This is a genomic window from Parafrankia sp. EUN1f, from assembly GCF_000177675.1.
Lineage (GTDB): Bacteria > Actinomycetota > Actinomycetes > Frankiales > Frankiaceae > Parafrankia.
This window is the reverse complement of sequence record NZ_ADGX01000069.1, coordinates 1-11,375: the sequence shown is the minus strand read 5'-3', so window position 1 is coordinate 11,375 and position 11,375 is coordinate 1. Positions and strand designations below refer to the sequence as shown.

10 protein-coding genes are annotated in these 11,375 nt (G+C 71.3%); 6 read left to right on the top strand and 4 right to left on the bottom strand.

Translation table 11 applies throughout. From position 1 onward, the window contains the following. Positions 1-116 precede the first annotated feature (116 nt). Together FREUN1FDRAFT_RS20625 and FREUN1FDRAFT_RS20620 are read right to left on the bottom strand one after the other, a co-directional pair. A complete protein-coding gene (locus FREUN1FDRAFT_RS20625) occupies positions 117-878 on the bottom strand; it encodes an SDR family NAD(P)-dependent oxidoreductase (protein ID WP_006542104.1) in 762 nt (253 codons plus the stop codon). Positions 879-927: 49 nt separating this feature from the next. After that, on the bottom strand, positions 928-1,626 hold the full coding sequence (locus tag FREUN1FDRAFT_RS20620) for a TetR/AcrR family transcriptional regulator (RefSeq protein ID WP_006542103.1): 699 nt from the start codon (positions 1,624-1,626) through the stop codon (positions 928-930). A 194-nt stretch (positions 1,627-1,820) separates the two neighbouring features. Between FREUN1FDRAFT_RS20620 and FREUN1FDRAFT_RS20615 the strand changes: the two genes are divergently transcribed. From FREUN1FDRAFT_RS20615 to FREUN1FDRAFT_RS20590, 6 genes are all read left to right on the top strand, one after another. Beyond that, positions 1,821-2,759, top strand: coding sequence for an NAD(P)-dependent oxidoreductase (locus FREUN1FDRAFT_RS20615; protein ID WP_006542102.1), 939 nt, complete (start codon positions 1,821-1,823; stop codon positions 2,757-2,759). Between the two features lie 905 nt (positions 2,760-3,664). Beyond that, positions 3,665-4,243, top strand: coding sequence for a carboxymuconolactone decarboxylase family protein (locus FREUN1FDRAFT_RS20610; protein ID WP_006542100.1), 579 nt, complete (start codon positions 3,665-3,667; stop codon positions 4,241-4,243). A 193-nt stretch (positions 4,244-4,436) separates the two neighbouring features. Then, entirely contained in the window at positions 4,437-5,270 is an 834-nt protein-coding gene (locus FREUN1FDRAFT_RS20605; protein WP_006542099.1) for a TauD/TfdA family dioxygenase, read from the top strand. 135 nt (positions 5,271-5,405) lie between these two features. After that, entirely contained in the window at positions 5,406-5,600 is a 195-nt protein-coding gene (locus FREUN1FDRAFT_RS20600) for a ferredoxin (RefSeq protein WP_035952675.1), read from the top strand. A gap of 143 nt (positions 5,601-5,743) precedes the next feature. Next, positions 5,744-6,751 (top strand): hypothetical protein, encoded by a 1,008-nt coding sequence (locus FREUN1FDRAFT_RS20595; RefSeq protein ID WP_006542097.1) that lies wholly within the window; start codon positions 5,744-5,746, stop codon positions 6,749-6,751. Then, on the top strand, positions 6,748-7,038 hold the full coding sequence (locus FREUN1FDRAFT_RS20590; protein ID WP_006542096.1) for an EthD family reductase: 291 nt from the start codon (positions 6,748-6,750) through the stop codon (positions 7,036-7,038). The genes FREUN1FDRAFT_RS20595 and FREUN1FDRAFT_RS20590 overlap by 4 nt, the downstream gene beginning before the upstream one ends. 103 nt (positions 7,039-7,141) lie before the next feature. Here the strand turns inward: FREUN1FDRAFT_RS20590 and FREUN1FDRAFT_RS20585 are convergent, their stop codons facing one another. Together FREUN1FDRAFT_RS20585 and FREUN1FDRAFT_RS20580 are read right to left on the bottom strand one after the other, a co-directional pair. Then, entirely contained in the window at positions 7,142-8,911 is a 1,770-nt protein-coding gene (locus tag FREUN1FDRAFT_RS20585) for a DNA polymerase ligase N-terminal domain-containing protein (RefSeq protein WP_006542095.1), read from the bottom strand. 143 nt (positions 8,912-9,054) lie between these two features. Then, positions 9,055-11,375 (bottom strand): vitamin B12 dependent-methionine synthase activation domain-containing protein (locus FREUN1FDRAFT_RS20580; RefSeq protein ID WP_006542094.1); only part of this gene is annotated, 2,321 nt, incomplete at its 5' end.

The following is an 11,375-nucleotide window of genomic DNA, read 5'->3' as shown; positions in this document are numbered from 1 at the left end:
AGGCTGTCCTGCGACAACAGCGCGGGCCCCGTCCGGACTACTGCGGACGGGGCCCGCGCTGGGCGTTTCGGCCTGGTCAGCAGCCAGCGGTCAGCGGCCAGCGGTCAGCAGCCGGCTCAGGTGTTGCGGCCGCCGTTGACACCGATGACCTGACCGGTGACATAGCCGGCCTCCTCGGAGACGAGGAACGAACAGGCCGCGGCGATGTCCTCCGGCAGCCCCGCCCGGCGCACCGGTGTGCGGGCCGCGAGCTCGTCGACGGTCGAGCCGAAGAAGCCCCGCTCCTCGTTGCGGCGCGTCATCGGGGTGTCGATGAAACCGGGCGGAATCGTGTTCACGGTGATGCCGGACGGCCCGAGCTCCAGCGCGAGCGCCTTCGTGAAGCCCATGACGCCCGCCTTCGAGGCGACGTAGTGGGTCATGTACGGCTGGCCGCTGTGGGCACTGGACGAGGAGATGTTGACGATCCGGCCCCAGCCGGCCTCGACCATGTCGGGGACGACGGCCTGGCAGCAGTGGAACGTCCCGGTCAGGTTGACGGTGAGGATCGACGTCCAGGCTTCGACGGTGATGTCGAGGAAGCGCTTGAAGCCCTCCTTGCCGGCCGAGTTCACCAGGATCGCGACCGGCCCGAAGCGCTCACGGACCTCCGCCAGCGCCTGGTCGATGTTCGCGCGGTCGGCGACGTCGACGGTGGCCGACAGGGCCGTTCCGCCGGCCGCCTCGATCTCCTCGGCGACGCCCTTGGCCTCGCCGCCGTTGAGGTCGAGCACCGCCACCTGGGCGCCGTCCCGGGCCAGGCGGACGGCGCAGGCGCGGCCGATCCCCGAGGCGCCACCGGTGACGACCGCTACCTTGCCGGCGAGTGTCCCAGCCATCTCCACACTTCCTTCCGCTGGTCGCCGGCGAGGGGGACCCGCCGGCGTGTCAGTGCGACGCCGGGAAGCCGGCGTCGTGGGCGTTGTCCCGGCGGCGCACACCGTTCAGGAAGAGCGCGACCGCGTGGCGCAGGTGCCGCTCGGCGGCCTCCGGGTCCCGAGTGATGCCGAACGTGGCCAGCCAGGCCGGAGACATGCTGACGAGGGCGATGAACTGTTCCGCGGCGATCTCGACGTCGTCGACGACGATCGTTCCCCGCTCGGCGTGCCTGCGCAGCAGGCTCATGACCGCCTGCAGCCGCGGCGACCAGACGAGCGTCCGGGAGTGCGCGGCGAACTCGGGGAACCGCGCCGCCTCGGCGATCGCCATCCGGTGCAGTGCGACGAGGTCGGGGTCCACCGCCCGGGCCAGCAGCGACCGCGCGATGACGGTCAGGCCCTCGGTCAGGCCGTCGGGCACCCGGTCGAGCTCGACAGGGTCCCTCTCGTGCCGGGCGAGCGCCCATGAGATCACGGCGAGAAACAGGGTCCGCTTGTCGGCATAGCGCGCGTAGAGGGTGCGCTTGGTGATCCCCGCGGCCTGCGCGACCGCCTCCATCGTGGTCCGGTCGTAGCCGTCCCGCAGGAAGATCTCGACGGCTGCCCGACGCAGGCGCGCGGTGATCTCGGCTGCCTCGGCCGGTGTCGGCCGTCCGGTGCGGGTCCGCACCACCGCCCCGGTCTCGGTGGTCTCGGCCTCCGACTTCATGCCATAAGTAGACTGACTCGTATACTTACTGTCAAGTCTTGCCCCGCTCGTCCAGCCTGGCGGACCGCGAGGGGCTCGGCCCTTGCTACCTGGTCCGACCTCTGATGTGATGGGCGTCAAGTATACGTTGAGGTCTACTTTTGGCCGTGCCGCGACGGGTTCGAAGGTCGGGAGCCGGCGGGAGGGGGCGCGCGATGACGGACGCGGGTCCGGGCAGCGATCCGGCGGGCGGCCACCCGGCGGACGGCGATCCAGGGAGCGGCGGTCCAGGGAGCGGCGGCCCGGTGGTCGGCTTCGTCGGCCTGGGCAACATGGGCGGGGTGCTGGCCGCGAACCTGGTCGCCGCGGGGCTCGAGGTCGTGGCGTTCGACCCCGCCGGGCCGGAGCGGGTGCCGGCCGGTGCCGCCGGCGCCGGCGGTGTCGCCGAGGTAGCCGGGCGGGCCGAGGTGATGGTGCTCAGTCTTCCGAACGGTGCGGCCAGTCAGCAGGTCGCCGAGCAGATCGTCGGGTCGGCGGATCGGCGGGCCACCCAGGTCGTGGACACCTCGACGATCGGGGTGGCGGCGGCACGGCGGGTGGCCGCGCTGCTGGTCGGCGCGGGTATCGGCTACGTCGACGCCCCGGTGTCGGGCGGTGTCGCGGGGGCCCGGGCCCGCACGATCGCGGTGATGTTCGCCGGTTCGGATGACGACTGCGCGGCGGTCGGGCCCGTTCTCGCCGGTCTGAGCGACCGGTGCCTGAGGGTCGGCGTGCGGCCTGGGCTCGCCCAGGCGCTCAAGCTGGCGAACAACTTCCTCTCCGCCACCGCGCTCGTCGCCACCAGTGAGGCTGTCGCGTTCGGCACCGCGGCCGGCCTCGACCTGGCCACCATGCTGGACGTCCTGAACGGCGCGAGCGGTCAGAACACGGCGACCAGTGACAAGTTTCCCCACCACGTTCTCACCGGGCGCTACGCCGCCGGCTTCGCCAACACGCTGATGGCCAAGGACGTGGCGCTCTACCTGGAGGCTGTCGGAGAGCTCGGCCGCCCGCCGGTGGTCGCCCCGGTCACGGCGCGGGTGTGGAACCGGTTCGCGGCCGCCGAGGCCGGGGCCGACTTCACCCGGATCTACCCGTTCGTTCGGGACGGCTGACCTCTCCCGGCACCGGTCTCCCGCGGTGCCGATCTCGCCGGAGCCCGCATCTCGCGGCCCGTGGCCGGCTCGGGGAAACCTCCGTGAAGAAACCGGAAAAATGGCTTCGAAGTGGCCGCGAAATGAAATACATGGCCGCCGGTGAGTGGTTCGCGAAAATGGTTTCGGTCGCGCTTCTCAATGGGCTGCGAACGCTTCTTCCGTGGCCTGTTCGGGTCACTCCTTCCGTTCGTCATCTTTCCGCTCTCCTTAACGGAAATATGCCTCTCGTTAATGGAGAATATTGCTCACGGTCTGACGGCTGATGCGGCGGGAGCCGGCCGATGCCACACTTCGCGAACCCGTCTGGGGGGCCGGGTCGAGCGCTACCCGCGACCGAGCGCGGAGCTGATGAGCTACGAGGAGTCGACCTCGCTGGAGCGCTGTGGGCGGGCGCAGAAGGTGATCTTCAACTGGACCTCCAGAGCGGCGGAGAAGCGCACGGCGGGCTGTTCTCGAAGCCGCTATATAGGGTTCTCTTAGATGCCCTCGTGATGCCGGTGAGAATTGTGCTATGGGCGGCCCCTGCGAGTGCCTGCGGGCCCGGGCTGGCGGCTGGTCGAGGGTCAATCAGCGGCTCTTGACCAGTCGAACACCAGGTGATAGGCATTTTGTGGGCCCAGTAGCGTGGGTTGCGTTCGAATGGGCTGTGGTCACCCTGGACGATGGTCGCTTGGGCTGTGGTCACCCGGGCGGTGGTCGGGCTCGGTCGATCGGGTGCTTTCGGGGCCGGGCTCGGCGATGATGGCCTGAAGGCACCCAATGTGATCGCTATCACGGTCGGTTGTCGGGCGTGTGCCGGGGTCGGGCCGCGTGCGCTGGGTTCAAGGGCATGTGCTGGGTTCAAGGGCAGAGGAGCCGCCTACATGGCACGGATCGAACCGCGTCCCCTGCGGGAGTGGCCGAAGGAGATGCGCGCGGCCCTCGCGGCGATGACTCCGGAGGCGCCCCGGCATCCTCCGCTGCCCACCGAGGGGCGCTCCAAGGCCCTGAACACGCTGGGAACGATGGCCCACCATCCCGAGCTGGCCCACGCGTTCTTCACGTTCAACGGGCACATCCTGCGCGGTACGACGCTAACGCTGCGTCAGCGCGAGATGATCGTCCTGCGGGTGGCCACGGTGCGCAAGGTCGGCTACGAGTGGGCGCAGCACGTGATCATGGCTCGCGATCTCGGCATGACCGACGCGGAGATCGCGCGGGTGGCCTGGGGCCCGGACGCGCCCTTCCTGGACCCGCTCGACGCGGCCCTCCTGCGCGCTGTCGACGAACTGATCATCGACGGCGGGATCGGTGCGGCGACGTGGGAGTTTCTCGCCAGCAAGCTCGACGTGCAGCAGCTGCTCGACATCATCTTCACCACCGGCACCTACGACATGCTCGCGATGATGATGAGCTCGTTCGAGCTGCCACTCGACGACGACCTCCACGAGAGCCACGACTGACCGTCGCGAGCCGGAACTGACCGTTTGACCGTCGTGAGCCGGAACTGACCGTTGCGAGTCACGACCGCGAACGATCCCGCCGCCCTGGCATCGGCCGGGGGCGGCACCGCACCGTACCGATGATCTGACCGGAAGGCCCCACGGACGGTTTGACCGGACGGTCCGATCAGGACGATCTGACAGGAGTTTCCCCATGGCCGGGACCGTGTCCCCGATCAGCCCCGAGGTCGGCGTCGAGGTCGCCGGCCTGCGAGGCCACCAGCTCGTCGATCCGGCCGCCGCGGCGGAGTGCCAGGCGCTGCTGGAGAAGCACGGCGTGGTGGTCTACCGCGAGCTGAACATCGACGACGCCGATCTTGTCGCCTTCAGCCGCATGCTCGGCACCGTCGTGGTCGCGCCCACGGGCGGGATCGAGGGTCTCCCCGAGGTTTCGAAGATCACCCTTGACCCGGCGGAGAGCGTGCTCGCCGCGTACCGCAAGGGCACGTTCTTCTGGCACATCGACGGCGCGAACGACGAGCTGCCGCAGAAGGCCACCCTGCTGACGGCGCGCCAGGTCTCCGACGAGGGCGGCGACACCGAGTTCGCGAACACCTACGCGGCCTACGACGCCCTGACGGACGACGAGAAGGCCCAGTTCGCCACGCTGCGCGTCGTGCACAGCTTCGCGGCCTCCCAGCGTCTGGCCGAGCCGGACGCCTCGGAGAAGACCCGGGCGCTGTGGGCCCGGGTGCCCAGCCGGGAGCACCCGCTGGTCTGGACCCGCCGCAGCGGGCGCAAGTCCCTGCTGGTCGGCGCGACCACCAGCCACGTCGTCGGCTGGCCGGAGGAGGAAAGCCGAGCCCTGCTCGACCGGCTGCTGGCCTGGTCGACGCAGCCGCGGTTCGTCCTGCGCCACCACTGGCGCCCGGGCGACCTGGTCATCTGGGACAACACCGGCATGCTGCACCGGGCAATTCCGTACACGGCTACGTCGCGCAGACTGATGCACCGAACCACCCTCGTAGGCGAAGAGGTCGTAGCCTGACCTCCGCACACCGAGCAGGTGCGCGAAAGGATGACGGGGATGGCGTCCATCGGGCTCCTCCGGCGGCGGTGGAAGCCGGCACCGGGGGCGGCGGGCGTCATCCGGGTTCGAACTGTCTGTCTGACGGAGGTCAGCATGCGAGTAGTCGTCGATTTCAAGCTGTGTGAGAGCAACGCGCTGTGCGTGGGCATCGCGCCGTCGGTGTTCGAGCTGGACGACAACGACTATCTGGTGATCCTGGACGAGGAGCCCGGCGAGGACCTGCGCGCCGACCTGAAGGCAGCCGTCGCGGCCTGCCCGAAGCAGGCCATCAGCCTCGCGGACGACTGAGCCCGGCCCGCGGGGGGAGCTGGCAGGGACCACGGGCGGCACGTCCGCCCGTGCACGTATTTCCTCCTGTCAAGCCCCGGCTGGAAGAAAAATGAGCCCCTTTGCTGCGTGAATTGCCGCCCGCTTCTCTACGATCATTCACGATGAAACCTCACCGACCCGGCGCTGTGCGCGTGCTGCGGGTGTCCCGCGCGGCCGGCCTGCCCGGCCTGTCGCGTGGTCCTTCCCGTGGCCGGTCGCACGCCGGGCCCACGGTGGCGAACGGAGCCCGGTCGGCCCGGCGGCGGCTGGCCGCCCAGCGGTTCTGGCAGCTGCCCGACAAGGAGCTCGATCGGCTGCTGGAGCTCGCCAGCGAGGTGGACCGGGTCGAGCTGAAGCTGGTCGTCCCGGTGGACGCCCACGACAGTTGTTGCGCGGCGCTCGGTGTCGACTTCACCCGAGGCCGCCGGCAGCGGGTCTTCTACCTCGACACCGCGGACCGCGCCCTGCACCGCAACGGTGCGGTCGCCCGGGTTCGCAGCATCGTCGGCGGCCCGGACGACGCGGTGGTCAAGCTACGTCCGATGGTTCCCGGCGACGTCTCCCGGCGGCTGCGCCGATCGAAGGACTTCGTCGTCGAGGTCGACGGAATGCCCGGCTACTACGTCTGCTCCGGCGCGCTGCGGGCCCGCCTCGGCGCCGACGACGTCGAACGGGTGATGGCCCAGGGCCGGGGCCTGCACCGCCTGTTCACCCGCCCGCAGCTGCGCCTGCTCAGCGCCCGTCTGCCCACCGGTCTCGGCCTCGACCAGCTGCGGGTGTTCGGCCCGGTGGACGTGCGCCGGGCCAAGATCCGCCCGGAGGGGCTGGGCCGCCGCCTGCTCGTCGAGCGGTGGACCTACCCCGACGGCTCCCGCATCGTCGAGCTGTCGACCCGCTGTGCCCCCACCGAGGCCCTGCGGGTCGCCGCCCGCACCGCCGACGTCCTGCGCCGGCACGGGGTGGACCTCACCGGCCCGCAGCAGACCAAGACGCGCGCCACGCTGGACTACTTCGCGGCCGCCGGGCCGGCCCGGTCTGCCACGAAAGATGCGCCTGTCGGGGGGTCTGCGGGAAGCTGGGAAAAAGGCGACGCATCCGGCGCGCCGCGAGCGAGGAGGCCATCGCCGTGATCCGGCTCAGCGTGCTGTACCCGAAGACCGAGGGCGCGACGTTCGACCATGACTACTACCTGAACAAGCACATCCCGATGGCCTGCAGGATGTGGGGGCTGACCCAGGTGGAGGTCGACCGGGGCATCCGTGGGCCGTATGTGGCGGCAGCGCACTTCCGCTTCGACTCGATGGACGCCCTCAGCACGGCGATGAAGGCCGACAGCACCGCGATCGCCTCGGACCTGTCGAACTACACCACGATCACCCCGGTCATGCAGATCAGCCAGATCGATGGCGACGACTGAGCTGCTGCCGAGCAAGGTCTGAGGATCGTGGTCGTTGGAACAACCGAAATCCTCAGATCTTCGAGCTGCGGCTACGGGGGGCCGCTGCCCGGCGCATCGGGGATCAGCGCACCGGTGGGAGCGGCTGGCCGCCTGCCAGCACGGTCCGGAAGGGGTCACCGCGCTCGGTGAGCCGGGCCAGCAACGTGCGGATCGTGAAACCGTCCGGGCGCAACGACGGGTCGTCGAGCTCGTCCCAGTCGATCGGGGCCGACACCGGCGCACCGGCGGCGGCGCGCGGGCTGTACGGGGCGACCAGCGTCTTGTTCCGGGCGTTCTGCGTGTAGTCGAGCCGGGCGCGCCCGGCTCGCTCACGCACCTCCCACTTCCAGCTCACCAGCTCCGGGACGACGGCTCCGACCGCCCGCGAGAGCTGCTCCACCCAGTCACGGGTCTTGTCGAAGTCCGGCCCGGGCGTGATGGGAACCCAGATCTGGATGCCGCGGCGCCCGGTGACCTTGATCCCCGCCCGGACGTCGAGATGCGCGAGCGCCGTGCGGTGCAGCCGGGCCAGCACGAGGACGTCCTCCCAGGCCGTCTCCGTTCCCGGGTCCAGGTCGATGAGGGCGTAGGACGGGTGCCTCGGATCGTTCACCGGCGCCGTCCACGCATGCCATTCGAGCGCCCCGAAGTTGGCCGCCCACACCAGCGTGGCGGGCGAATCCACGACCAGATGCTCGGTGGTCCCCCCGGCGGCGGTACCGCCGCCGGGATGCCAGCGGGTGACCCAGTCGGGCGCGTGCGCCGGGACCTGCTTGTGCCAGAAGCCAGGGGCCTGCGCCCCGTTCGGGAAGCGGTGCATGTTCAGAGCCCGGCCGGCGAGGTAGGGCAGCACCGTCGGCGCGATCAGGGCCGCGTAGCGCACGAGGTCCCGCTTGGTCGCCGCGGGCCGTCCCGCCCCCGCTGGGAACAGCACCTTGTCGAGATTGGTGAGGCGTAGCCGCCGGCCGAAGACCTCCCAGACCCCGCCCGCGCCCAGCTCGTCGAGGGCCCGCAGCTCGTCGTCCCCCGGTGGCGGCGCCGCGGGATCCGCCGTGCCCACCGCGCCTGTCGTGCCCACCGCGCCCACCGCGCCTGTCGCGCCCACCGCGCCTGTCGCGCCCACCGCGCCTGTCGTGCCCACCGCGCCTGTCGTGCCTGTCGCGTCCGCCGCGTCCGCCGCGTCCTGGCCCGCGGACGGACCGGACCGCCAGATCCGGTCGGGCGCGGCCCGGACCTCGTCGTTGGTGCGGCCGCTGAGCACCGAGCGCGGGTGCTTCTCCGGGTCCCAGCCGGCCACAGCCTGTGCGTCCCGCTTGTGCAGCAGGAGCCACTGCGGCTCCTGCCGGCGGATCAGCACGAGCCGGCCCCGCAGCTTGTGGCCGAACACGTCCGCGTGCAGCTCGCCGGCGGCGACGGCGGCGACCGGGTCATCCGTGCCGTGCGGGGCCCAGGTGCCGATGTCCCACACGATCACATCACCGGCGCCGTACTGGCCGGCCGGGATCACCCCTTCGAAGTCCAGATACTCGACGGGATGGTCCTCGACGTGCACGGCCATGCGCCGCGCGGCGGGATCGAGCGTCGGGCCGTGGGGGACCGCCCAGCTCGCGAGAACCCCGCCCATCTCGAAGCGCAGGTCGTAGTGCAGCCGTCGGGCGCGATGACGCTGGACGACGAACCGCGCCGCGCCGTCGGGACCGAGGCGCGCCACCGTCAGACCACCGGCAGGCTCCGGGGTGGCGCCGAAGTCCCGCTTCCGCTGGTATCGGCCCAGCCGGCCGTCCGACTGCCCGGCCGACTCCGACCCGTCGGGTCGCGCCGACCCGTCAGGCGCTTCGGACGATCTGACCACCTGGCGCCTCCCGGCCCGGGGCGGTCCCTGCACGGGCCGCCCCCGGCACCCGGACCACCCCGACACCGCGGATCCCACACCAGGGGAGCGGCCCTGTGCAACGACCCGCGGCCACGCGGTGCGACGACCGCGACGACCGGCGACTACTCCGGGTCGTAGGCGAGGTTGGGGCGCAGCCACCTCTCGGCCTCGGCGACGCTCATGCCGCGCCGGGCCGCGTAGTCCTCGACCTGGTCACGGCCGATCCGCCCGACGGTGAAGTAGCGCGCCGCCGGGCTCGCGAAGATGATCCCGCTGACGGCGGACGCCGGGGTCATCGCGAACGACTCGGTCAGGCCCAGGCCGACCTGCTCGGCGCCCACCAGGTCGAACAGCGGCCGCTTCTCGGTGTGGTCCGGGCTCGCCGGGTAGCCGAACGCGGGCCGGATGCCGCGGAACCGCTCGGCGTGCAGGTCCTCCAGCGCCGGCTCGGAGCCCGGCTCGAACCAGGCCCGCCGGGCCTCGAGGTGGACGTACTCGGCGAACGCCTCCGCCAGCCGGTCGGCCAGCGCCTTCACCATGATCGCCCGGTAGTCGTCCTGGCGGGCCTCGTACTCGGCGGCAAGCCGGTCCGCGCCGTGGATGGCCACCGCGAACGCGCCGAGGTGGTCGCCGGCCGGCGCCACGTAGTCGGCGAGGCTGCGGTTGGGCCGACCGGTGGGCTTGGTCGTCTGCTGGCGCAACATCGCCAGCCGAAGCCGGCCATCGGCGGCCGAGACGGTCGGCTCGACTGTGGCGGCGGTGCCGGCCGCGGCGACGTCGATCAGAATGTCGTCGCCGTCGGCGGCGGCCGGCCAGAAGCCGTACACGCCCTCGGCCCGCAGGCCGCCGTCCGCGATGATCTGGTCGAGCAGGGCGTTCCCGTCGTCGTAGAGCTCGCGGGCGACGGGCTGCTCCAGGATCGCCGGGTACTTGCCCTTGAGCTCCCAGGCGAGGAAGAAGAACTGCCAGTCGATCATCGCGCGCAGCTCGGCCAGTTCCGGCCGCACGACGCGCAGCCCGGTGAACGCGGGCACGGGCAGGTCGTCGAACGAGACCTGCTCGCGGTTCGCCCGGGCCTGGGCGAGGGTGAGCAGCGGCTGCTGCTGGCGCTTCTCGTGCGCCTCACGCAGCTCCTGCTGCTCGGAGCGGTTGCGGATCGCGAGCTCGGCGGCCCGGTCGTCGTCCAGCAGATCGGAGACCACACCGACGACCCGGGAGGCGTCCAGCACGTGCACGGTCGTGCCGTCGTAGGCGGGGGCGATGCGCACCGCGGTGTGCTGGCGGGAGGTGGTCGCACCGCCGATCAGCAGCGGCAGCTTCAGCCCGCGGCGCTGCATCTCGGCGGCCACCGCGACCATCTCGTCCAGCGACGGGGTGATCAGCCCGGACAGGCCGACCGCGTCCGCGCCCTCGGCCACCGCCGTGTCGAGGATGACCTTCGCCGGGACCATCACGCCCAGGTCGATGACCTCGTAGTTGTTGCAGCCCAGCACCACACCGACGATGTTCTTGCCGATGTCGTGGACGTCGCCCTTGACGGTCGCCATCACCACCCGGCCGTTGCCGCGGCGGCCCGAGTCGGCCTCGGCGGAGCCGCCGGCGGCGAGCAGCGCCTGCTTCTCCGCCTCCATGAACGGCTCCAGGTAGGCGACGGAACGCTTCATCACCCGGGCGGACTTGACCACCTGCGGCAGGAACATCTTCCCGGAGCCGAACAGGTCGCCGACGATCTTCATCCCGTCCATCAGCGGGCCCTCGATCACGTCGAGGGGGCGGGCCGCCACCGCGCGGGCCTCCTCCGTGTCGGCCTCGATGAAGTCGACGATGCCGTGCACCAGTGCGTGCGAGAGCCGCTGCGCGACCGGCGCCTCGCGCCAGGAGAGGTCCACGACGCGCTTCGTGCCGCTGCCGCTGACCGTCTCGGCGAACGCGACGAGGCGGTCGGTGGCGTCGTCGCGGCGGTCGAACAGGACGTCCTCGACCAGCTCCAGCAGGTCGGCGGGGATGTCCGCGTACACCGCGAGCTGGCCGGCGTTGACGATGCCCATGTCGAGCCCGGCGCGAACCGCGTGCAGCAGGAACGCCGAGTGCATCGCCTCGCGGACGACGTCGTTGCCGCGGAAGGAGAACGACAGGTTCGAGATGCCGCCGGAGATGCGCACCCCGGGGCACCGCTGCTTGATCAGCGGCAGCGCGTCGACGAACGCCTTCGCGTAGCCGTTGTGCTCGGCGATGCCGGTGGCCACCGCCAGCACGTTCGGGTCGAAGATGATGTCCGTCGCCGGGAAGCCGACCTTCTGCGTGAGCAGGTCGTAGGCGCGGGCGCAGATCGCCACCTTGCGCTCGGTGGTGTCGGCCTGGCCCTGCTCGTCGAACGCCATCACGACCACGCCGGCGCCGAAGTCGCGGATGCGCCGCGCCTGCGCCAGGAAGGGCTCCTCGC